Origin of the sequence: Methanococcoides sp. (genome assembly GCF_030594565.1) — an archaeon.
Classification (GTDB): Archaea; Halobacteriota; Methanosarcinia; order Methanosarcinales; family Methanosarcinaceae; genus Methanococcoides; species Methanococcoides seepicolus.
In genome coordinates, this window is sequence record NZ_JAUVEY010000017.1 from 1 (window position 1) to 22,235 (window position 22,235).

Genomic DNA, 22,235 nt, shown 5'->3' on the forward strand with positions numbered 1-22,235 from the left:
TCCCCCCTTGTGCGGACCGCGATCCTGATATAGTCATTGTCAAGCAGGTAGAAGGAACTACAATCCCTCACAAGGATACCATGAGAAGCAAGACGGGATGTCAGCTCCTGGGAATCCATAAGAAGTTCCCTTATGTCCACAAGAACATAATTGACAGTACTTGGAAGCGGTTCGAACCCATATATCCCGGACAGGCGTTCTATGAGATATTCCCGCTCTTCTGCGATCATTTCACGAGATGCCACGAGATATTTACTGTAGCAACCGCCCTCCATGTTCAACAGAGCAGTACCTACAACATCAGGCACTGAGCCCAGATCCCAGGATAGCCGGGCAGTATTGAGTGCTTTTGCCATCTCCAGGGATGCAACACCGAAACCCAGACGAATACCGGGGATCGCGAAGTTCTTGGTAAGGGAACGGAGGACAAATAAATGGTTATTAGTGGCTGCCACGTCCGCGACGCTCTGGGACGGGTCGGCAAGTTCACTGAACGCCTCATCGACGAACAATAGGGTGGAGTTCATCTCACACCTTTTGGCAAGTTCAAGGATGGAATCCCTTGAAAGTATTTTGCCAGTAGGATTATTTGGATTGCATACGAAAAGGATCTTTACATCCTTTAGTGCCTCGTCGGCAATATCCATCAGCCCTTCATGCTCAAAATAACGGATACTGGCACCCATAATCCTGCACTGCTGCTCATATTCATCGAAAGTTGGCTGCGGAATACCTACAACATCACCGCTATTGATCATGCATTCTGCAACAAGACGGATGGTCTCACATGAGCCATTACCGGGTATGATGTTATCAGCACTTATCCCATCGCCCAGAAAACCGGCTGCAGCTTCCCTGTAGTCGAGATAGCGGTTGTCAGGATAATTGTACATCCCGTCCCTTGCACTGATAAAAAGTGCCTTGAGGTCAAGACCGTATTCGGGATGTTCGAACGGGCTGCCATACGGATTGAGGCTTGCGCTCATATCGATAATATCAGATTCAGCGATCCCGTATTCCTGCGAAGCCTTGCGGACAAGACCGCCATGGGATGCAGGCACAAGACCGATTATGTGCTTTTTGAGGGGTAAATTGATTTTTTTGTCCACATTCATCGCCACGCTTTATCGTGCAAAGATAGGAAGAAAACATATATTAAGTTATGTAAAGTTTGCTTTAGGAGAGATGACAAACAAATTACTGAATAGCACAATAAGATACAAAAACGAGGAGAATAGGCACATTGATCAGTAATTCCCTTTCAATATATGATCATCACCATAAATGCTTCATAGGCAATATTACAAGATGTCTTATCGATTAGCCCGAAATTCTTAAATATGGACCGCATCTATCAAAGATACTACAAACGTGGTGGCACATGTATGACCTTATACAGAGTGTTTGCCATTATGTCAGGAAAGCCGATGTTCCCATAACTACATGGAGACTTGATCATGTAGATCGAACGGACTCTAAATCCGTTCAGCCGGGTTAGATTCCCGGAGTTTCCGCCAAATGGACATGGCTTTCCATTAGGACATTATATTTTATTTATGATGATGGACACCCATCAATTTTTAAAAGGAAGATGATAGAATGAAGTGTTTCGCAATAGGAGCCTAGAACTATGGAAAAGCAATTACTGGACGTTCTAGTAGAGCTCAACGGAGTATGGCTATCGCGAAGCGGATTGCTTCATGGGATAAGGAATTTTGAGATAACCACTAAACATATTCACATTGAGACCGACTGTGGTGCAAGGTTCACTGTGAGAAATTCCAGGTCAAGCCGTTCTGCAAGATCATTAAGGCATAACAAATATCGCAAACCCTGCAAACGCTGTCGTCCGGCAGATGAGCAGATAGCCCGTTTTGTTAAGAAGACCTTTAAAGAGAAAAGGCAGGCTGTCAGCGTATTCTCCAGTCCGAAGAAACAGGTCCCAAAAAAGCCAAAAGCGGCTGTCATTAAATCCGTTTCCATTTCTACACCCAGCCCTAAGGAGGCAAGTGTGTCAAACTCAATACCAACTCCTTCTACAAGTGTCGTAAAAGATGAAGTGAAAGTACCAGAGGTTAAGTACACCCCTTCACAGATCGAGAGACTGAAGACCCTGATGTCCCCTGATGACAAGATACCCATCCAGGGCGAGTTGCCTGAGTTCAAGGTGCTCGAGAAAGAACTGATACAGAGGCGACGTGACGACCTTAAGAAGATGTACGAAGAAGACAGGGAAGACCGTCTTGGCAAACTTGAGAGGACGATAACCGAATTCTTCGTGGACAGGGGATTCCTTGAGATAAAATCACCCATAATGATACCTTTCGAATATATTGAGAGGATGGGTATAGACAAGGATGACCACCTCCACAAGCAGATATACCGCGTTGATGAGAACATGTGCCTTCGACCTATGCTGGCACCATGTCTTTACAATTACCTGCGCAAGCTTGACAAGGTACTTCCTGACCCTATAAGGATATTTGAAGTAGGACCATGCTACCGCAAAGAATCGGATGGTAGCAGCCATCTGGAAGAGTTTACGATGGTGAACTTCTGCCAGATGGGATCAGGATGTACAAGAGAGAACCTTGAAGCGCTCATAGATGAGTTCCTTGAGCATATTGGAATAGAATATGAGATCGAGGCTGACAACTGCATGGTCTATGGAGATACCATTGACATCATGCATGGCGACCTTGAGCTGTCATCCGCAGTTGTAGGACCGGTGCCGCTTGACAGGGAATGGGGCGTGAATAAACCGTGGATAGGTGCCGGATTCGGTCTTGAAAGACTGCTAAAGGTCAGGCACAACTACACGAACATACGCCGTGCAAGCCGTTCTGAACTATACTACAACGGGATCAATACGAATCTATGAGGTGAACATCTTGTTTGAGAAAATGGACCAAAATGATCTGGAAGACTATGCTGAGCAGATAATTTCCGGATCAGAGATTTCCGATGAGAACCTCAGGGAAATGCTGCAGATAAGCGATCCTTCTGAAATAGAAAAACTGCATTATGTGGCACGCCACATACGGGATAATTTCTTCGGGAACAAAGTGTTCATGTACAGTTTCGTGTACTTTTCCACACACTGCAAGAACAATTGTGCTTTCTGCTATTACAACCGTGAGAATGACATCGAGAGGTATCGCCTGACACTTGAGGACATAAAGAAGATATGCCAGGTCCTCAAGACAGAAGAGATACACATGGTAGACCTCACCATGGGAGAGGACCCCTATTTCCATAACAATCCTGAACGTCTGGTAGAACTTGTCAGAACAGTGAAGGAAGAAGTAGGAAAACCAATAATGGTATCCCCGGGAGTTGTTGATAATGAGACCCTTATGCTGTTGAAGGAGAACGGGGCAGACTTCCTTGCACTATACCAGGAGACCTATGATAAGGACCTTTATGGAAAGCTGAGGGTGGAACAATCCTTTGAAGAGAGGATCAACTCCAGGAACCATGCAAAGAGGATAGGTTATTGCGTTGAGGACGGCATACTGACAGCAGTGGAACCGGACATAGAATCAACCCTTATCTCACTTAGAGGACTTGGAACATCCGATCCAGATATGGTAAGGGTCATGACATTCCTGCCTCAAAAGGGCACACCCCTGGAAGGAAAGGATGTTGAGGGAAGTGAAGCGGAACTCAAGATGATCTCAATACTTCGATTGATGTATCCAAACCTGCTCATTCCGGCATCACTGGACCTTGAAGGTATTGACGGAATGGTGCACAGGCTAAACTCCGGTGCCAATGTGGTCACCTCCATAATCTCATCCAATTCAGCCCTTGAAGGCGTTGTGAACTACGACAGAGAACATGCCGAGAGGGACAGGGATGTTAAGAGCGTTGTCGCCCGTCTGAAGACAATGGGAATGGAACCTGCCGAACAAAGCGATTTCGAGAAGTTGTTGGGGCAATAGGATGACGACAGTATGTCTTATAGGGGGGAAACTTCAGGGCTTCGAAGTGACATATCTTGCGAAGAAAGCGGGGATGAGAGTTGTTCTGATAGACAGGAACAAGAAGCCCCTTATTTGCAATGTTGTTGATGAGCTTTTCTGCTTTGACATAACCCAGGAACCGGACAGGTTCATCGAGATATCAAAGAATGTCGATGCCATTATTCCGGTAAATGAGAACCTTGATACACTGAACTTTATAAGGGACATCAGCAACAAGCTTGATTGCCCTGTTCTTTTTGATTTTGATGCGTATCACATCAGCATGGATAAGAAGCGCTCGAAGGAATATTTTGTTTCCATCGACATACCGACCCCTGGCGACAGACCTTCGCAACCACCTTATTTTGTAAAACCACCCTGCGAGAGCAGCAGTATTGGCACACGCATAATCTATGATGATAGCGAACTTGCCGATGTCGGACCGGATATGCTTGTTGAGGAGTACCTTGAAGGCGATGTTATCTCACTTGAGATCATCGGGGATGGAAAACGTTTTGCAGTAGTGAAGGAAACGAAGGTGCATATCGATGATACTTATGACTGTCACAGGATAACCCCGGTAGAGCATGACCCGAAGTTCAGGGAAATATCATACAAGCTTGCCCAAGGGCTTAACCTTAAGGGTATCATGGATGTGGAAGCCATTGCTTCTGAAAAAGGATTGAAGGTCCTTGAGATAGATGCACGTTTCCCAAGCCAGACACCTACGGCAGTCTACCATTCAAGTGGAATCAACCTTGTCGCATTACTGATGCAGGCGTTCACCGAAGGTGTGACCGAGATAGAAAAGGCGCCTGAGAAAGGATATTGTATCTTCGAACATCTGAAATGGGATAGTTCAGGATTGATACCTGCGGGAGAGCACATACTCTCCATGGGCGAGCGATACGAACTATTCTATGAGGAAGAGAACCTTGAGATATTCCATTCAAGTGGGGAGAACGATGTATTCACCCTTATCTCAAGGGGCAAGGATATAGAAAGTACAGAAGAGGTCCGCAGCAGAGGCATAATGCGGATCGAGGATCATTTTAATGGGGAGTGGTGAGTTTTATGGCATTATTAACACCTGAGGATCTGGAAGATCTTTTGAACAAACTTAGACAGAGCAATGAAACGATCAAGGCATCTACCGGAAAGAGTATCACGGAAATATGTGAAGAGGTCTATGGCACACGCCCAGCCTCGCAAAAGGTTGCAATAGTGCCCATAACAGCAGGCAATGGGATAATAGGCAATTTTTCTTCATCATTGCTCGCAATAACCGAATATTTCGGACTTGAAGGTTATATTACAGACCATCCCGACATAACCGGGTATCATCAGGCAGTTTCCGATGGTGCGGACATACTTCTAATGGCGGATGACCACATGTTCATCGCCCACAACCTGAAAAGCAGAAAGGTAGCGGCCAACCATGTATGCACAGGTGTGATCTATTCAGAGATAGCCTCAAGGTTCATCCATGCAGGATCAAAGGATGTGCTGGTAATCGGCCTTGGCCGTGTAGGTTACGCAGGTGCCGAACATCTGGTGAAGAAAGGGTTCAATGTATATGCCTATGACCCGAACACCGAATTCATGGAAAAGGCAATTGGAGAGCTTGGAGTGAACGCTTATGATATGAACGGACCCAAACAGTTCTCCATGGTCTTTGAGGCTACCCCTAACGCCAATACAATATCAGAAGGAATGATCGCAGAAAGATGTCTTGTATCGACTCCGGGAATACCCTGCGCGCTTCCACCCGAACTCGCTGAGAACGGTGATATCGACCTGGTCATGGAACCACTGGTCATAGGTGCCGCAGCAATGCTCTATTCAGTGTTCTGAAAAAGAGAGGAATATTTCACGTTCACAAACGGGAAGAAAGCTTGCAAAAAACTCAAAGAAAACTTTGACAGGACAAAACCAAAAAACTTGTCTAAAGCGACTATTGCAAGCGTTTTTTCCAAATAAAAAGGTATATATATGCTAAGTACATAGCCTAAGTACCTTTTTAGTGATTATAAAGGATTGATCAATAGGAGAATATTTAAATGACTGAATACACACCAAAGACAAGATTAGCAGCTGTACTTAATCAGACCGAGAAAGTTGACAGGATGCCAGCTATCTGTGTTACACAGACCGGTACCGTAGACCAGATGGACGCAACCGGAATATCTTGGCCAGAAGCAAACTATGACGCTAAAATGCTTGCAGGACTTGCAGAAGCTGGACACACAGAAGTCGGATTCGAAGCTGTACGTGTCCCATTCGACATCACCGCAGAAGCTGAGTTCTTCGGCTGTGGCATCAAGGACGGTACAAGAGTACAGCAGCCATCCGTCATCAACCACGTTGTAAACAGCCTTGATGACCTCAAGCAGTTCGAAGGCTACGATGTAACTGACTCATCAAAGAGAATCTCAGTTATCCTCGAGTCCGTCAAGATCCTTGCTGAAAAGTATGGAAATGAGCTTCCAATCATCGGCAGTATGATCGGTCCTTTCTCTCTTGCACAGCACATCACCGGAGACTCCTGGTTCATGGACATCATGACAAAGGGCGATTACGGTCTTGCGATCATGGAGTTCACAACCGAGTTCGGGATCGCATACGCAAATGCACAGGTCGACAACGGTGCAGACACATTGTCCATCATCGACCCAACAGCAAGCTACCAGCTCATTGGCGGAGAATTCTACAAGAAATTCGTTGTACCATTCCATGCAAAGCTCGTTGAAGCAATGCACGCACGCAATGTTCCTGTAGTTCTCCACGTCTGTGGTGACACAACCGAAGGTCTTGCGATCATGGAGACCGCAGGCATAGACGCGATCAGTGTTGACCAGAATGTAAATGCAGCAACTGCTGTATCAAAAGTAGAGAAAACACTCATTGTCGGTAACCTCGACCCAGTAAACTGTCTCTGGAACACAGATGTTGAGACAGTCACAGCAGAGTCCGAAAAAGTACTCAAGGAACTCGACGGCAAGGGACTTCTCGCACCTGGATGCGGTATCGTAAGCCAGACCCCAACGGCACACCTTCGTGCAATGATCGAAGTAGCAAAGAGCTACAAATACTAATCATACCATATTCTGAAAAGTAGAGAATTGGACTTAATAAGTCCAATTCTTTTTCTTTTCTTTCTTTTTTTAGACGGTCAAAACTTGTTTAACCCTGAGCTTTGCCTTTTGAAGGCTGACATTAAAGGAAAATGGCCAGAACACTCAGAACCCCAAGCCCGATGCAAAAATAAGAGAAATCTACTTTCTTCGCAACTTTAAGGAACAGGTCGATGGTGACCAGACCGAAAGCAAAAGCGAAGAACAGAGCTACAAAAGAATAGACATCCAGTTCGACCATATCCATCAGTCCAACTCCTATCTCTGCCACAAGGACAGCAGGGATGCTCATGAAAAAGCTCAACCTTATGGCATCCGCAGCATCGAATTTACGCAGCAATAGTGCGGACATCGTGATACCGGATCTGCTAATTCCAGGGATTGCTGCAAATCCCTGTGCAACCCCCGAGACCAAAGAATCTGACATTCCGGGAACTCTGGAAAGTGATACGTCCTTTGAGATAGTCCTCTGTAGAAGACCTGTAACTATCAACATTATACCGATCACAGCTGTTGCAGAGCCACCGGACATCTCAGCCTTGTCGGTGACGAACAATACCAAAGGAAGTCCCACGATCCCTGTAAGTGCCGTCGAGATAAGGAGAAAACTGATGATCGGGTCATGAGGCTCTTTTTTAGAAAAGCTACGAACATAATCAGGTATCCCGGAAAGGAGCTTTTTCACATCATCTCTGAAATAAACAGTAGCTGCAAGCAATGTTCCCAGATGAAGCCAGATAGAGATAGGAATGGCTTCAGAAAGGGAACGGTCAAAGAAAGTGACCATAACAAGCGAGGTCATACCTTCACTGCTTATTGGGAGCCACTCTGCCAGACCCTGTACAATGCCAAGAATGATAGCTTCAGAGAGGGATAACATGAGAAGTAATCAGACTTCATATGTATAAGTAATATCCGTTGTTTGGTAAAAGAAGAGTTATTACTCCCATTGGGAATAAATATATAAATATATCCCAATAAGTTTAAATAATTTCTCATCTATGTGCACAATACATTAAGATCAAAGTGGTGAGAAATAATGAAAATATGTATAACATCCAGAGGAACTGACCTTTTCAGCCAGTGTGACCCTCGTTTTGGCAGATGTTCTTACTTTGTCATTGTAGATGATGATACCATGAACTTTGAGACTCTTCAAAACCCAGGGCCTTTGGCAGAAGGAGGTGCAGGAATAGAGGCTGCACAGGCATTGATAGGCCTTAATATTGATGCGATTCTCACAGGAAATATTGGACCAAATGCATTTGCAGTACTGAATGCAGCTGGAATTAAAGTATTTACAGGCATCAATGGTGCAGTCGAAGACACAGTTGTACAATATGTAGAAGGACAGCTAAGCATTATAGAGGATGCCAACACTTCTGCTCAACACAAAGTTAACTCAGGATCGAGACCAGAACTTTCTGGACCAAAATAAAATAAGAGGCAAATAAAATGAAAATATGCGTACCTTCTGCAAATAATGGCGGATTAGATGATATGGTAGGTCAGCACTTTGGAATGGTCCCTACATACACCGTGATGGACATTGAGCACAACTTAGTAGAGATAGTGGGAAACACAAGCGAGCATAATGGTGGTGTAGGATTACCACCAGAACTTCTCTCAAAAAAAGGCGTGAACATAATGCTTTGTGGCGGCCTTGGACAAAAAGCTGTAGACATGTTCAATGAATATGGAATTGATGTTTTTATCGGTGCACAGGGAACTGTGGAGACAGCTATCAATGACTGGAAAGAAGGAAATCTTGTCAACCCGACCAGCGAAAATGTCTGTCAGGGCCATGGGCATGATGAAGACCAACACTGAAACACATATGAAAATTGCTATCGCAAGTGGAAAAGGCGGCACCGGTAAAACCACCGTTGCCGTAAACCTTGCACTTTCAATACCTGATGCACAGCTGATCGACTGCGATGTCGAAGAACCCAATTGCAATCTATTTTTGAACAAAGAACTGGAGCGCATCGCTGAATCAAAGATCACTGTTCCGAATATCGATGAGGAACTTTGCACACACTGCGGAAAATGTTCCGAAATGTGCCGTTTCAATGCAATTGCGACCCTACCAGAAAAAGTTATCCTATTCCCAACTCTCTGCCACAGCTGTGGAGGGTGTATTCTAGCTTGCCCGGAAAATGCCATTTCCGGAAAGGAAAAGATTACAGGCATCATCAGCAGATCCTCCAATAAGAAAGATCACCCCATGCTCTATGAAGGAGTACTAAATATTGGAGAAAGCATGGCATCCCCGGTCATAACTGAACTAAAGAGAAGCATTGAACCGGGAATTCCAACAATAATCGATTCCCCACCTGGAACTGGGTGCCCTGTTATGACCACATTAGAAGATACGGATCACTGTATACTCGTAACAGAACCAACTCCATTTGGATTACATGACCTGAAACTTGCAGTGAAAATGGTAAAAATTATGAATATACCATTCGGAGTCATCATAAACCGAAGTGAACAAGAAAATTGTATCATAGATGAATATTGCGATCAGGAAAACATTGAGGTCCTAATGAGAATACCCCTCAATAAACGCATTGCAGAACTATATTCAGATGGAATTCCCTTTGTTGAGGAAATGCCTGAGTGGAAAGAAAGATTCACTAATTTATTTGAGAGAATAGTCAACAAAAAGGAGCTGGCATGAAGGAACTCGTAGTTATCAGTGGAAAAGGTGGAACCGGTAAAACCACAATAACAGCTTCATTTGCAGCAATGGCACAAAATGCAGTGATAGCTGACTGTGATGTCGATGCACCGAACCTTCATCTTGTTCTAAGACCAAGGATTGTAGAAACGAACCCTTTCTATGGCATGGATAAAGCAGAAATATGCCTTGACAGATGTATCAAATGTTACAAATGTCAAACTGCCTGTAAATTTAATGCTATCGATGATGACCTGATCGTAAATCAACATAAATGTGAAGGCTGCGGAGTATGTGAATATGTTTGCAAAGCCAGTGCTATAAATATGATCAAAAGCCGATCAGGCGATGTTCATTCATCCATCACTGACCATGGAACAATGGTCCACGCAGAACTGGAGATTGGGGAAGAAGCAAGCGGAAAACTTGTAAGTGCTGTCAAAGAACGTACACGTTCGATAGCACTGGAAAATAAAGCCGAACTTATAATAACGGACGGCCCACCCGGCACAGGTTGCCCTGTACTTGCAACAATAACAGGAGCTAGCCTTGCATTGATCGTGACCGAACCCAGCTTATCAGGGATGCATGATCTCGAAAGGGTCTTGCAGGTTACAGAACACTTCGACATTCCTTCCATTGTCTGCATCAACAAGTACGATATCAATGAGAAGAACGCAGGGAAAATAGAAGAGTTCTGTCACAAAAGAGAGATAGAAGTTGCAGGAAAGCTTCCTTATGACCCATCGCCCAATATGGCAATGAGGGAAGAGACAACCGTTGTTGAATACAGGAAGAATGTTCTTTCAGAAGGGATCAAAGCATTATGGGAACGTGTTGTTTCAGAGCTTGAGAAACAGTAAAGGAACCTCACTGATTTAAACGAGATGATAATATGAGATGTGCTGATTGTGACAGTAAGGATTGTTACCAGGGGAAGAATTGTGCCCCAAAGGAGATTCTTGCAGATTATGAAGGCGAGGACCTTGAGATCATGAAAGTTGCTTCAGGAATAGAAGCAAAATACTACATGCAGAAAACAAGGCTTGAAGAGATTCTCCTTTTTACAAAAGAACTTGGATATGAAAGAATCGGAGTTGCTTTTTGCATAGGGCTTGAAAAGGAAGCGAAGTCATTCTGTGAGATAATGGAGAAACACCTTAAAGTGGAATCTGTTTGTTGCAAGGTATGTGGCGTGGAGAAAGATACCTATGGACTGGATAAGATACGGGAAGAAAGTATAGAGATAGCCTGCAACCCTATAGCCCAGGCAAATGTGCTGAACCGTGCAGGGACACAACTGAACATCATAATTGGCCTGTGTCTTGGTCACGACATACTTTTCAACAAGTACAGTGAAGCACCTGTTACAACATTCATCGTTAAGGACAGGGTACTTGCACACAACCCCGCAGGAGCCCTTTATTCAAAATATTATATGAAGAACGTATTTGAAATGGGGAAGCAATAATGGAGATCACTGTTGTCTATGACAACAATGCCGGAAGAGGATTGGGAAAAGGCTGGGGATTTTCCTGTTCCATCGAGACTGATGAACAGAAGATTTTGTTCGATACCGGCTGGGATGGCGGGCTTTTGTTAGAGAACATGGCAGCTCTTGGAATCGATATAAGAGAATACAATATTCTGCTATTATCTCACCAGCACTGGGACCATATCGGAGGATTACCGGCTGTTCTGAATGCGAATCCCGAAATAAAGGTATACGCATTGGCATCGTTCTCTAAAAAGCTCAAGAACGAGATACAAAAGCGTGCAAAACTCAATGAGATAAACGGAATGTGCAAGATCGCAGAAGGAGTATATTCCACCGGAGAACTGGGAGACAGCATCAAGGAACAGGCACTATTGCTGGATACTGACAAAGGCGTCTATATCATAAGCGGCTGTGCACATCCCGGCTTATCAGCGATAATAGAGGTTGCATCTTCAATTGGAAATGTTCGTGGCATCATCGGAGGATTACACGACTGTCAGGATATTGAAGCGATGCAGGATCTCGAACTCATAGGTGCAGGACACTGTACATCGAACATTGATGCCATTAAAGAGAAGTATAAGAAAAGTTTTGTTCATATTGAAGCAGGCTATCGTATAACCATCTGAATGATGCCCATATCCTGAATAAGCAGAGCATTAGTGAGGTATATCATTTAGGTTTTCCATATTGATATGAAGAGTTGAAAATATGAAAGTTGCCATACCATCTTCAGAGACCGGAGGATTAGAGGACTACGTTGAACTTCATTTTGGAAAAGCCCCTACATATACCATATATGATACTGAGACCGAAACTGTCGAGATAATTAAGAATACAAGCGTACATATGGGTGGAAAAGGGAGACCTCCCGAACTGCTAAAAGATGCAGGAGTGGATATTGTCCTCTGTTCAGGTGTCGGACAGAAGATCGTTGACCTTCTTGACAAGAACGGGATAGAGATATTCGTGGGTGCTGATGAAACTGTGCAGGAGGCCATCACATCGTGGAAAGCGGGAAAGCTCTACAAGCCAAAGACCATAAATTTTGAAAAGGAACACGGCCTTGGAATGACAAAGAATCAATTGTGACCTTTTTATTTTTTTATTTTTTATTTTATTTTATTTTATTTTTGTCACCTGAACCTGTCCAGGGGAGGGAACACATAATACATTCAGGCCCATAGCCTGCAGCATTATAACCAGTCATTCCGCCAGCTACATTGTAGACATCACTAGATCCATTCTGCTGTAAGATACTGGCACCCATACTTGAACGCTGACCACTTCCACATATCACAACGGTCTTTGTATCGGGATCAAGGTCTTTGTGGGAATTCCGCAGTTCATGAACAGGGATATTGATAGAGTTTTGTATATGTCCTTCCCGGTGTTCTGCTTCCGACCTTACATCTATCAGTACCAGTTCTTCACCACTGAAGAGAAGGTCATGGAGCTCTTCAGCTGAAAGCTGGCAAACATGTTGCGTTGAGAGACCAGCCAGGGACCATGCGGCCATTCCACCTTCAAGGAAATATCCAATTCTGTCAAGTCCTACCCTGTGAAGCCAAAGGGATGCTTGGCTCACCTGCTCCGGAGAATCAACCACCAACATAATGGTCCTGTCCTCAGGCAAAAGCCAGCCCGAAAATGTTGCAAAATTGCTGTTAATATCAATACTGTATGCACCCGGAATATGCCTGCCACCAAATGCTTCATAGCACCTGGTATCAATAACTATATTTTCAGTATCTTCACTTATTTTTTTGAACTCAAGAGGAGGTAACGCTTCAGCATGCCCAAGCTGCGAAAGAAGAACGGGACCCATAGCATTCACTTTACTACAACGTTTGAAGTGATCCGGCGTAGGAGGCATCTCATTGGTCAAGGATGAAATGAACTCGGCCTTTTCACCGATGTTGAGAGCATGATTGTAAAGGCGTTCATAACCGATGGTAGAACTTCTTTTTGCAGCCATTGCCCTGCCACAGAGAGAGCCTGCTCCGTGTGCAGGGTATACCTCACAAAAATCAGGGAGAGAGAGAAGTTTGTCATGAAGACTATCATAGAGTTCTGAAGCCAGTTCATCAGCTTTTCCAGGGAACAGATCAGGCCTGCCCACATCCCCAACAAAAAGAGCGTCACCGCAAAAAACACACACAGGGTCAGCCCCCCTTGTGCGGTCGGTCACCACATAGGAAACGTGTTCAGGAGTGTGACCGGGAGTTTCCATTACTCGAATGGACATATCCTCGATCTCGAATATATCGCCCTCTGAAACACCCACTGCATCGAATTCACACCCTGCAGAACCGGGAACAAAAATATCCGCACCAATCCTTTGCATCAGATCCATATGCCCGGAGATGAAATCCGCATGAAGATGTGTTTCCAGTATGTGGATTATTTTCCATCCCATATCAAAGGCCATATCGATATATACATCGACATCCCGGGACGGATCGATCACTGCACAGAATTTCTCGCCGCCAAGCAAATAGGAACTGTGAGCTATTCCTGTTATGAATACCTGCTGAACTATCAAATTACAACCCCACCCTTCATTTAAAATTTATAAAAATTAATATTGGGAACAAGTAACAAATGTTAAAAAATAATATAAAGGTTCATGAGATATATATTAGTAAGATACAGGAAAGCACATGAGAGAATATAGATGTCTGTTCTTTCGGAAAACTGATAATATGAACATTTATGAAGAGGGGCGTTACAGTGCTGGCATTTGATCTGGGCATAGACCCTATACTCTACGATTTCCTCACAAAGGTCGTGCTGTCTTTAATGATAGGCATCCTTATAGGAATTGAACGTGAACACCACCGTCAGGACCAGGAAGTGTTTGCAGGAGTACGTACTTTCGCAATAGTATGTATCTGTGGTATGGTTGCTACATTTGTAGCCCAACTAATAGACATAATGATCCTTCAAATAACCACAGTACTCATTGCAACATCATGTTTTTTCCTGATATACAGAGTATATATGATCAGTGGCAAACTGGGGATGACAAGTTCCATCGCCCTTTTTCTGACATATCTTCTGGGAATGCTTGTAGCAATGGGACATTATCTTTTTGCCATCATTATAGGAGTTATAATCACGTTCCTGCTTATCGAGAAGAAACCTTTGCATTCTTTTGCCGAGCATCTTACAGATGATGAGATCCTCAATGGGGTTCAGTTCCTTGCAGTTGCTTTTATTCTATACCCACTCATGCCGGAAGAGCCAGTAATGGGCGTACTGAACCTTAAATCCGCCATACTCATTGTAGTCCTGGTCATGTTCATAGGATTCATCAGCTATGTATCGCTCAAGAGGTTCGGTACCAAAGGCGGGATGTCCTATTCCGGCCTTTTCGGAGGTTTTGTTAGCAGTGAAGCCACTACTGCTGCACTGGCTGCATTGTCGAAGAAACAGTCCAGCCTTATACATGCCCTTTACATCGGCATCCTCATGTCAAACATATCAATGATAATCAGTAACACTCTTATTGCATTGATAGTCGATCCAACAGGGAAAACAATGCTGGCAATGATCCCCCCACAGCTCGCGATGCTTGTTATTGTTCTAGCCGTCATAGCTATACGAAGGGAGAGCTATGATATAATGACAGAACCACTGGAAATAGGTTCACCGTTCGCATTGAAACCTGCCTTCAAGTTCGGCGCCTTGTTCTCCATCCTTCTGGTGATCACAAGTCTTGCAGGAGAGTTTGCAGGAAGTACCGGTATCTACATTACAGCACTTGGAGGACTGGTAAGCAGTTCCGCTGTTGTAGCATCCGTTGCAACATTGGCCTTTACAGGCAATGTTCCCTATACTGTGGCTGCCCAGACCGCTGTGATGGCAGGGATCATCAGCACCCTTAATAAGATAATGCTTATAAGAGTGTCAGGTTCAAAGGAACTTTATTACCATTCAAGGAATACCTTTGTCCTTATAGCAATAGTTGGAACGGTCGTGCTCTACCTCTGGAGCTACTTCGATCTTGCCGGCCTTTAAGGAGCTTTTACCGAAAGGCTATAGTCCAGAGACCGGGCTTCTATGAGCCATACAGGTGTGAATCTATGAAACCATATTATAATCCTTCTTTTGCTACCGAAGAACTCGAATTTCACGGTTTGGAAGATAATTCAGAAGGCAAAGCCCTATATTTCCCGGTACGAAGCCGGAAGGTGCTGGTCGAGAACGGTATCGATGCTGAAGAATATTTTAAGTACATCCCTGAAAGAAGTGTTCTTGAGAGTACAGAGGTCATCTACATCGGAACGCTTGGTGACATACCCTGCCATTGTTTTGAAATACCGGAAGGAGCAGAGTTCGAGGATATGGAATTCCTTGAACTGAATGATCTGTATGGCATCATCGATGAAGAGATGCTTGGCATCATTTCAAGAGCGGTACAGATGGCAGATTTCTACCGCACACACCAATACTGCGGGCTCTGTGGAAATTTCACACATTATGTGCCCGAAGAAACAGGGATGCAATGCGGTAGTTGTGCACATATAGCATATCCAAGGATAAGTCCTGCTGTTGTGGTCCTTATAGAAAAGGAAGAGGAATTGCTCATGGCAAGGTCACATCATTTCAAGGAAGGTATGTACGGCCTTGTTGCAGGATTTGTGGAAGCCGGGGAGACCATAGAACACGCAGTACACCGGGAGGTCAAAGAAGAGGTTGGTGTATCCATAAAGGAACTTTCATATTTTGGGAGCCAGCCCTGGCCATTTCCTTCCTCTTTGATGATAGGATTCACTGCGACCTATGAAAGCGGAGATATAGAGATAGATGCCAATGAGATAGAGGATGCAAAATGGTTCCCCATAGATAAGATCCCCACACCCCCTTCGAAAAGAAGCATTACGGGGTCGCTCATCGAGCTGTTCATTGAAAAGCATGGTCCAAAATGAGAATGCCAATTTTTGGTATGTACGCAAATTTTAAATAAAGAAGGGATCAATCAGGTCTATGGAGAACATTACAGGGCTTGAGCTATCTCCGAAAAAGATAGAGTACCTGAAATTCCTGCTTGAGAAAGGCGATAATGTGCGAACTACGGATATTTCCAGGCACATGAAAGTAGATCCCTCAACGACAACGAAAGCTATCAGTGAACTGGATTCCACAGGATATGTGAAACATATACCTTACAGAGGTGTCAGCCTTACTGAGAAAGGGAAGGAATACACACATTTCATTCTTAGAAGACACCGTATTTTGAGCCTTATGTTAAACCATTATGGACTTTCACCGGAAGAATCCTGTAAAGAGGTTGCACGTTTTGAAGGTTTTGTGTCAAAGGATGCCATTGATGCAATCTGCAATTCAATGGGACATCCAACGTTCGGGGTCTGTGGCAGGATAGAACATGATGGCTGCGGACTTGACCACGAAGGCCACGCATGAGCTTACTTATTCATAAGCTCTTTTATGGTTTCAAGAACGAGTATCGCATCAGCTCTTTTGACATCGGTCTCGTTGTTCAGACAATAATCCAATAACGGCTCTTTTTCAGGAATTACACCTTTATCAACCGCTGTTTTCACAATACCAAGATAACTTCTGAGAGGATAGTGCAGCTCCATTGCTATATTAAGCACAGAGAGACGGGTACTCTCATCGATGATACCTTCATCGCATGCTGCCTGTAAGGTCTCCCTGATGTTAACAAGGGGAACAGATACAGGTTCAAAGGTTTCGGGATTTGTGGTGACAGCCACCTCATCGTCAGACTCGAGGATACCGTCACGATACCATTCATAGACCTTGCCGACACCTATCATGCCATGTACATCAAGTTCAGATGCACGTAGCGCCCCCATGCTGCAACCACCTACTACGGTGATACCTTTCTTCATTGCATGGAGGATCTCTTTGTGTGCAACGGCAGCCCTATCGAAGAACATGCCATCGATGATACCGATGATATCATAGCCCTGGGACATGACCTTATCCACATCACCCCTTGCCACAGGAGGAAGATAGACAGCATCAAGTATGGCTTTTGCATCTTCATGGCAGATACTTGTACCTGCAAATACAACTGCTCTCATGGTATCACTTGTTACGCCCGAACTTTCTCTTCCAGGGCTTTTCAGATGAAGCCAAGGACTTGCGACCTTGTCTTAAACGTTTACCCACACGTTCGCGGTCAAGGGTATATTGTTCGAATCCGGGGATGATGACCCTCACCACAGGAACACCTATACTTTCACGGGAGAGGTCCACCACTATTGCGCTGTCTGCAACTTTACGTAGCTCATTGAGGACCACATCAATGTTCTCAGCAGGAGTTGATGCGGAAATATCATTTATCTGATCGATAGTTATGGACTCACCTTCATCATACCAGAACCGGTTCATCCTTTTCATGCGGTCATATCCGATCTGCCTCACAAATGATTCCCTGTCAGTATCCTCACGTGCACCGTGTATCTGTACGACCCTTGATTGTGCAGCTTCTGTGATCGCCCTTCGTACAGCGATCTCCGGCTTGAGATGGGAGCCTGCACCCATGACAAGCAATGCGGCATCTTTCAGTTCAAGGTCATCGGTAGCCGCTACGATGGTGGTGACAGCGGTATCATGTCCCAGATACCATAATTTTATCTGCACACCGGCATCTTCGAACTTCTTTACGAGCTCATAGTTGATACCATCATTTTCAGTAAGAACGAGTTCCTTGCCGGGATTCCTGTTAAACTCAGATATGCTCAGAGCATCACGTTCGATCACTTCAAGCAAGCCGTGGAGAATGGCCTCCTCGATAACGTTACCGGAAGCAAGTCCATTGGTATTGCTTCGGAAAAGTTTTGCTGACATTCCCGGTGAATCGTATGGGTGATGGACAGCATTTGAGGGAACATAGATCTCCTTCTCCTGCAACATATCCCAGCCTTTGGTCCATTCGACCAGTTTATCAGAGGCTATCGGTTCAAAGAGAAGTAAAGAATCTACGTCCAGTAGCTCATACCCTTCACTTGCTTTATCTGAGCTCTCGATAAATTCATCTGCTGTGATCTCTTCATCGATATCCGCATTTACACTCACACGTTCAGCAAGACATCTTTCGAAGCTTTCCATCATGGCCGAGATCCTTGCCTGTGCCTCTGAAGCTCCTTTACCGGAATAGATGGATATCGCACCATCTGCTGCGGAAGGTCTTATAGCTGAAAAAACAGGTATTCCGATACGATCAAGCTCGGTTATGCTTGCGATCCTGGTGACACCTATTCTTTTAAGATGAGGTTGCGTATTCTCAAGAGTAGCTCCCTCATCGAGAACACGCTGCGTACCTTCTATATATTGCAATGATCGATCGATCAGGATGTGACACATGGTAAGGGGAACTCTTTTGCAACATTATATTCCTTACGACAATAACAACACAAAAGTTCTTATTTCAATCGAAAAACATAAATAATATTAACTCGTTATTGAGAGTTTGGCTCTGCTATGCAGGTCAAATTCTATAACTAGAATTGAAGAGACAAGAGGAATTAAATTATGAGAAATATCATGAGAATAGATGATATATCTGCCAGAAATGGAGAAGACAGGTACTTTGCGGTTGTAAGTGGTCAGACCACTGAAAGACTGGATGCTGATGAGCGGGAACTTTGCAATTTCATGCTCGGTGGATTTCTATCTAAATAAGCTGCAAAACCTATTTTTAGCAATCTTGCGTATGAAACGAATATGTATGATATTCTTTCTGTACGCAAAGATTTCCCAGTTCTTGAGGAAGTAATCTACCTTGATAGCGGCGCCACAACTCAGACACCGGTACAAGCCGTCAATTCCATGAACGATTATTTTTTCAAATATGCTGCAAATCATGGCAGGGGAGCTCACAGGCTTGCCCGTCAGACCACTGACCATTATGAGGATGCGAGGGATACAGTTGCTGAATTCCTGAACACTGGGCCAGAGGGGACCATATTCACCAAAAATGCCACTGAAGGTATCAATATGGTATCACTTGGACTGAAATGGGAAACTGGCGACCATGTGGTGACAACTGTTGTCGAACATCATTCAAATCTTCTCCCATGGATGAGGCTAAGAGAACAGGGGGTTGAAGTCACAGTCGTCGGATCGGACAGGGAAGGACGTGTCGATCCAAAGGATATCGATGAAGCCATTACGGACAGAACAAGACTGGTAAGTGTCAACCATGTTTCAAATGTATTCGGTTCTGTCAGGGATGTCAAGAAGATAACTCAGATAGCACACCGATCCGATGTATTGACACTTGTTGACGGCTCACAGTCTGCCGGACATATGCCAGTGGACATCAAAGATATCGGGTGTGACTTTTTCATTACCCCAGGTCATAAAGGATTACTCGGACCACAGGGGACTGGCGTGCTTTGCATAAAGGACCCGGACATCCTTGAGCCCGTTTATGTAGGTGGCGGAACCGTTCATGCAGTGACCACTGAAAGTTATGAGCTTGAGCCATCCCCATCAAAGTTCGAAGCCGGGACCCCCAATATCCCAGGGGTCATAGGTCTTGGACGAGCCGTGGAATATGTGAAGGACATTGGGGTGGAAGCCATAGAGAAACATGAGAAAGAGCTGGCACAGGATACTGCAACGCGCCTTGCAGAGATAGAGGGAGTGGAGGTATACGGACCAAAGGACAGGACCGGAGTCGTGCCTTTCAATGTGCAGGGCATGAACCCGCATGATGTCGCCATGATCCTTGATGAGACCCGAAATATATGTGTTCGAAGCGGTTACCATTGCGCCATGCCATCAGTGGACCTGATCGGTGTCGAAGGTACCGTACGGGCTTCATTTGCCCTGTACAATACCAAAGAAGAGGTAGATTCTTTGATAAAAGGGGTTGAGCAGATCACAATGCTGGCATGAAGCCAGCATATTCTTTTATGGATGGCAGGACCTTGGACCATATAAGGTAGATCATCTTCTTTTTTCAAACTCAATTCCCACCTGAGATCGTATTAAATTCTATTCGTCATATAAATAAAGACATAGAGTGGAAACGTTTTAAGGTAGATGACAAAAAGGATAAAGTTTTACAAAAATAGAACTTCAATATAAAATTCTAAAATAAAAAAGAAGATAATGGAAATTATTCCATCATCAGTTTTGTAAGAGATGCCCTTGCATCTGATATCTCCTCAAGGGAGAGTGAAATATCGAATCCGTCACCTTTGATGCTCAGGTTGTTACCGCCTACTGTTCCAATGACAATATGAGGTACATCGGCAAGCATTTCTGTTACCTTTTCCGGAGAGGATGTTACAAGAATTGCTCTTGCATGGGATTCGGAGAAAAGGATATCGTCTGCACGCAGATTGTCGCCTACAGAGTTTAGATCGATATCTGCACCGATGGAGTCACACATCTCTGAGAGTGCCACAGACAGACCACCGGCAGATACATCGTGAGCAGCCACTACATTTCCATCCCTCACCAAATTGATGAGCGTTTCAATGACCTTTACTGAATCATCGGTTACCTTTGGCACATGACCGTTGAGCCTTAGCCCGGCCATGTTGTAATATTCCGAGCCACCCATTTCATCAAGGGTGTTGCCCACGAGGATGATGGTGTTGCCCTCCCCTGCAAAGTGGCTTTGAGGAACTGTTTTGAGTTCACCTGTGATGCCGATAAGACCAATGGACGGTGTTGGTGCGATGGCAGTTCCGTATTCCCCGCTTTCGTTGTAAAGGGAGACATTCCCTCCGACCACCGGAATAGACAGGCTTCTTGCAGCGTCACCGAGACCGAGGATGGCCTGTTTGAACTGCCAGTAGATGTCCGGTCTTTCAGGGTTTCCGAAGTTCAGGCAATCCACGAGTGCGATACCTTCTGCACCTTTTACTGCAAGGTTCATACTGTTCTCGAGGACTGTACCTTTTCCACCTTCGTACGGGTCAAGGAGTGTATGGCGCGGGTTGCATCCGCATGACATGGCAAGTCCCTTTCCATCGCCTATGCGAAGAACTGCTGCATCGGAACCGGGTTTTTCCACGGTACGTATCTGCACTTCGTGGTCATACTGGCGATAGATCCATTCTTTTGAAGCGATGTTGTGGGAGGAGAGGATATCGAGAACGACCTTTTTCAGGTCTGCAGGAAGGTCTGGTTTTTCACCGATCTCACGCTCTGGAGGAGCAGTGGATGGGCGTTCGAACGTTGGCGCACCTTCGGTGAGCAGCATTACCGGAATGTCAGCTACCATTTCACCTTCGAACTCAACAGTATAATAGAGACGTTCTGTAAGTTCACCTATCATGCTTGCATGGAGATCGTACTTCTTTCCGATCGCAAGGACAGCATCGACATTTTCAGGTTCGACTTCCATTAGTATGCGTTCCTGAGATTCGGCGATCATGATCTCGTAAGGGGTCATGCCGTCTTCCCTGAGGATAACCTTGTCAGCTTCAAGACGCATACCGAGTTTACCTTTTGATGCCATTTCAGAACTTGCACCTGCAAGCCCTGCTGCACCAAGGTCCCTGCATGAGAGAACATAGCCCGCGCCTATAGCTTCCAGGGTTGCTTCGATCGCAAGTTTTTCGGTGAATGGGTCACCGATCTGTATACTGGGACGGTCTTCTGCTTCAGCTTCTTCTGAAAGGTCGCGGGACGCGAAGGATGCACCGCCAAGACCGTCACGGCCTGTGGTCGAACCTATGAGGACAAGTTTATTGCCTGCTTTCTGTGCACATGCGGTCACGATGTTCTCTTCGCGTGCCAGACCTACACAAACAACGTTCACCAGAGGGTTTCCGCTGTATGATTCATCGAAGTATGTTTCACCCCTGACAACAGGAACACCAATGCAGTTACCGTAACCTGCGATACCTTCAATGATGTGCTCAAAAAGGTAAAGGTTCTTGGGGGTGTCCAGAGGACCGAAATACAACGGGTCCATAAGTGCTATTGGGCGAGCA

The 22,235-nt window shown here is 44.9% G+C and carries 23 protein-coding genes; 17 read left to right on the top strand and 6 right to left on the bottom strand.

The annotated features are described in order from the left end of the window. Positions 1-1,115, bottom strand: a 1,115-nt coding sequence (locus QAS77_RS02670; RefSeq protein ID WP_305064061.1) for a threonine-phosphate decarboxylase, incomplete at its 3' end; no start/stop codon positions are given. Positions 1,116-1,630: 515 nt separating this feature from the next. Between QAS77_RS02670 and pylS the strand changes: the two genes are divergently transcribed. From pylS to mtbA, 5 genes are all read left to right on the top strand, one after another. Beyond that, a complete protein-coding gene (pylS, locus tag QAS77_RS02675; protein ID WP_305064062.1) occupies positions 1,631-2,881 on the top strand; it encodes a pyrrolysine--tRNA(Pyl) ligase in 1,251 nt (416 codons plus the stop codon). A gap of 10 nt (positions 2,882-2,891) precedes the next feature. Continuing rightward, positions 2,892-3,944: a methylornithine synthase PylB gene (gene pylB, locus QAS77_RS02680; protein WP_305064063.1), complete on the top strand. Its 1,053-nt coding sequence runs from the start codon at positions 2,892-2,894 to the stop codon at positions 3,942-3,944. 1 nt (position 3,945) lies between these two features. Then, positions 3,946-5,034 carry a 3-methylornithine--L-lysine ligase PylC gene (gene pylC, locus QAS77_RS02685; protein WP_250866828.1) on the top strand — a complete coding sequence of 363 codons (1,089 nt, stop codon included), beginning with the start codon at positions 3,946-3,948 and terminating at the stop codon, positions 5,032-5,034. A gap of 5 nt (positions 5,035-5,039) precedes the next feature. Beyond that, a complete protein-coding gene (gene pylD, locus QAS77_RS02690; protein ID WP_305064064.1) occupies positions 5,040-5,819 on the top strand; it encodes a 3-methylornithyl-N6-L-lysine dehydrogenase PylD in 780 nt (259 codons plus the stop codon). A 206-nt stretch (positions 5,820-6,025) separates the two neighbouring features. Beyond that, the gene (gene mtbA / locus QAS77_RS02695; RefSeq protein ID WP_250866830.1) at positions 6,026-7,060 is read left to right on the top strand and encodes a methylcobamide:CoM methyltransferase MtbA; all 1,035 of its coding nucleotides are present in this window, start codon (positions 6,026-6,028) and stop codon (positions 7,058-7,060) included. Positions 7,061-7,181: 121 nt separating this feature from the next. Here the strand turns inward: mtbA and QAS77_RS02700 are convergent, their stop codons facing one another. Further along, positions 7,182-7,979, bottom strand: coding sequence for an undecaprenyl-diphosphate phosphatase (locus QAS77_RS02700; RefSeq protein ID WP_250866831.1), 798 nt, complete (start codon positions 7,977-7,979; stop codon positions 7,182-7,184). A gap of 159 nt (positions 7,980-8,138) precedes the next feature. Between QAS77_RS02700 and QAS77_RS02705 the strand changes: the two genes are divergently transcribed. From QAS77_RS02705 to QAS77_RS02735, 7 genes are all read left to right on the top strand, one after another. Next, complete coding sequence (locus QAS77_RS02705; protein ID WP_250866832.1) at positions 8,139-8,537, top strand: NifB/NifX family molybdenum-iron cluster-binding protein; 399 nt, start codon at positions 8,139-8,141, stop codon at positions 8,535-8,537. Positions 8,538-8,554: 17 nt separating this feature from the next. Then, positions 8,555-8,929, top strand: a complete 375-nt coding sequence (locus QAS77_RS02710) for a NifB/NifX family molybdenum-iron cluster-binding protein (RefSeq protein WP_250866833.1) — start codon at positions 8,555-8,557, stop codon at positions 8,927-8,929. Next, positions 8,868-9,782 carry an ATP-binding protein gene (locus QAS77_RS02715; protein WP_331522006.1) on the top strand — a complete coding sequence of 305 codons (915 nt, stop codon included), beginning with the start codon at positions 8,868-8,870 and terminating at the stop codon, positions 9,780-9,782. Before QAS77_RS02710 ends, QAS77_RS02715 begins: the two co-directional genes overlap by 62 nt. Next, on the top strand, positions 9,779-10,645 hold the full coding sequence (locus tag QAS77_RS02720; RefSeq protein WP_250866834.1) for an ATP-binding protein: 867 nt from the start codon (positions 9,779-9,781) through the stop codon (positions 10,643-10,645). The genes QAS77_RS02715 and QAS77_RS02720 overlap by 4 nt, the downstream gene beginning before the upstream one ends. Positions 10,646-10,677: 32 nt before the next feature. Further along, entirely contained in the window at positions 10,678-11,253 is a 576-nt protein-coding gene (locus tag QAS77_RS02725) for a DUF1847 domain-containing protein (RefSeq protein WP_250866835.1), read from the top strand. Further along, a complete protein-coding gene (locus QAS77_RS02730) occupies positions 11,253-11,909 on the top strand; it encodes an MBL fold metallo-hydrolase (protein ID WP_250866836.1) in 657 nt (218 codons plus the stop codon). The genes QAS77_RS02725 and QAS77_RS02730 overlap by 1 nt, the downstream gene beginning before the upstream one ends. A gap of 82 nt (positions 11,910-11,991) precedes the next feature. After that, positions 11,992-12,372 (top strand): NifB/NifX family molybdenum-iron cluster-binding protein, encoded by a 381-nt coding sequence (locus QAS77_RS02735; protein ID WP_305064065.1) that lies wholly within the window; start codon positions 11,992-11,994, stop codon positions 12,370-12,372. A gap of 25 nt (positions 12,373-12,397) precedes the next feature. On the opposite strand, the gene QAS77_RS02740 is transcribed toward QAS77_RS02735, so the two are convergent. Continuing rightward, entirely contained in the window at positions 12,398-13,825 is a 1,428-nt protein-coding gene (locus tag QAS77_RS02740) for an MBL fold metallo-hydrolase (protein WP_305064066.1), read from the bottom strand. Positions 13,826-13,995: 170 nt separating this feature from the next. On the opposite strand from QAS77_RS02740, the gene QAS77_RS02745 reads away from it, so the two are divergent. From QAS77_RS02745 to QAS77_RS02755, 3 genes are all read left to right on the top strand, one after another. Next, positions 13,996-15,303 (top strand): MgtC/SapB family protein, encoded by a 1,308-nt coding sequence (locus tag QAS77_RS02745; RefSeq protein ID WP_305064067.1) that lies wholly within the window; start codon positions 13,996-13,998, stop codon positions 15,301-15,303. 65 nt (positions 15,304-15,368) lie between these two features. After that, positions 15,369-16,214, top strand: a complete 846-nt coding sequence (gene nudC, locus QAS77_RS02750) for an NAD(+) diphosphatase (RefSeq protein WP_250866840.1) — start codon at positions 15,369-15,371, stop codon at positions 16,212-16,214. Positions 16,215-16,272: 58 nt separating this feature from the next. Then, positions 16,273-16,710, top strand: a complete 438-nt coding sequence (locus QAS77_RS02755; protein WP_250866841.1) for a metal-dependent transcriptional regulator — start codon at positions 16,273-16,275, stop codon at positions 16,708-16,710. A 2-nt stretch (positions 16,711-16,712) separates the two neighbouring features. Here the strand turns inward: QAS77_RS02755 and QAS77_RS02760 are convergent, their stop codons facing one another. Then, positions 16,713-17,357: a TfuA-related McrA-glycine thioamidation protein gene (locus QAS77_RS02760; RefSeq protein WP_305064068.1), complete on the bottom strand. Its 645-nt coding sequence runs from the start codon at positions 17,355-17,357 to the stop codon at positions 16,713-16,715. Positions 17,358-17,361: 4 nt separating this feature from the next. Continuing rightward, positions 17,362-18,642 (bottom strand): YcaO-related McrA-glycine thioamidation protein, encoded by a 1,281-nt coding sequence (locus QAS77_RS02765; RefSeq protein WP_305064069.1) that lies wholly within the window; start codon positions 18,640-18,642, stop codon positions 17,362-17,364. A 180-nt stretch (positions 18,643-18,822) separates the two neighbouring features. On the opposite strand from QAS77_RS02765, the gene QAS77_RS02770 reads away from it, so the two are divergent. Next, positions 18,823-18,960, top strand: a complete 138-nt coding sequence (locus tag QAS77_RS02770) for a hypothetical protein (RefSeq protein ID WP_250866843.1) — start codon at positions 18,823-18,825, stop codon at positions 18,958-18,960. A gap of 42 nt (positions 18,961-19,002) precedes the next feature. Further along, complete coding sequence (locus QAS77_RS02775) at positions 19,003-20,181, top strand: cysteine desulfurase (RefSeq protein WP_305064070.1); 1,179 nt, start codon at positions 19,003-19,005, stop codon at positions 20,179-20,181. 223 nt (positions 20,182-20,404) lie between these two features. Here QAS77_RS02775 and purL read toward each other — a convergent pair. Further along, positions 20,405-22,235, bottom strand: a 1,831-nt coding sequence (gene purL, locus QAS77_RS02780; RefSeq protein WP_305064071.1) for a phosphoribosylformylglycinamidine synthase subunit PurL, incomplete at its 5' end; no start/stop codon positions are given.

Bases quoted from the DNA above. Each gene is read 5' to 3' on its own strand.
- QAS77_RS02710 (WP_250866833.1), top strand. From the start codon at position 8,555: ATGAAAATATGCGTACCTTCTGCAAATAATGGCGGATTAGATGATATG.
- mtbA (WP_250866830.1), top strand. From the start codon at position 6,026: ATGACTGAATACACACCAAAGACAAGATTAGCAGCTGTACTTAATCAG.
- QAS77_RS02735 (WP_305064065.1), top strand. From the start codon at position 11,992: ATGAAAGTTGCCATACCATCTTCAGAGACCGGAGGATTAGAGGACTAC.
- QAS77_RS02720 (WP_250866834.1), top strand. From the start codon at position 9,779: ATGAAGGAACTCGTAGTTATCAGTGGAAAAGGTGGAACCGGTAAAACC.
- QAS77_RS02745 (WP_305064067.1), top strand. From the start codon at position 13,996: ATGAAGAGGGGCGTTACAGTGCTGGCATTTGATCTGGGCATAGACCCT.
- nudC (WP_250866840.1), top strand. From the start codon at position 15,369: ATGAAACCATATTATAATCCTTCTTTTGCTACCGAAGAACTCGAATTT.
- QAS77_RS02725 (WP_250866835.1), top strand. From the start codon at position 10,678: ATGAGATGTGCTGATTGTGACAGTAAGGATTGTTACCAGGGGAAGAAT.
- QAS77_RS02730 (WP_250866836.1), top strand. From the start codon at position 11,253: ATGGAGATCACTGTTGTCTATGACAACAATGCCGGAAGAGGATTGGGA.
- QAS77_RS02755 (WP_250866841.1), top strand. From the start codon at position 16,273: ATGGAGAACATTACAGGGCTTGAGCTATCTCCGAAAAAGATAGAGTAC.
- QAS77_RS02700 (WP_250866831.1), bottom strand. From the start codon at position 7,979: ATGTTATCCCTCTCTGAAGCTATCATTCTTGGCATTGTACAGGGTCTG.
- QAS77_RS02760 (WP_305064068.1), bottom strand. From the start codon at position 17,357: ATGAGAGCAGTTGTATTTGCAGGTACAAGTATCTGCCATGAAGATGCA.
- QAS77_RS02765 (WP_305064069.1), bottom strand. From the start codon at position 18,642: ATGTGTCACATCCTGATCGATCGATCATTGCAATATATAGAAGGTACG.
- QAS77_RS02705 (WP_250866832.1), top strand. From the start codon at position 8,139: ATGAAAATATGTATAACATCCAGAGGAACTGACCTTTTCAGCCAGTGT.
- pylC (WP_250866828.1), top strand. From the start codon at position 3,946: ATGACGACAGTATGTCTTATAGGGGGGAAACTTCAGGGCTTCGAAGTG.
- pylD (WP_305064064.1), top strand. From the start codon at position 5,040: ATGGCATTATTAACACCTGAGGATCTGGAAGATCTTTTGAACAAACTT.
- QAS77_RS02775 (WP_305064070.1), top strand. From the start codon at position 19,003: ATGTATGATATTCTTTCTGTACGCAAAGATTTCCCAGTTCTTGAGGAA.
- pylS (WP_305064062.1), top strand. From the start codon at position 1,631: ATGGAAAAGCAATTACTGGACGTTCTAGTAGAGCTCAACGGAGTATGG.
- QAS77_RS02770 (WP_250866843.1), top strand. From the start codon at position 18,823: ATGAGAATAGATGATATATCTGCCAGAAATGGAGAAGACAGGTACTTT.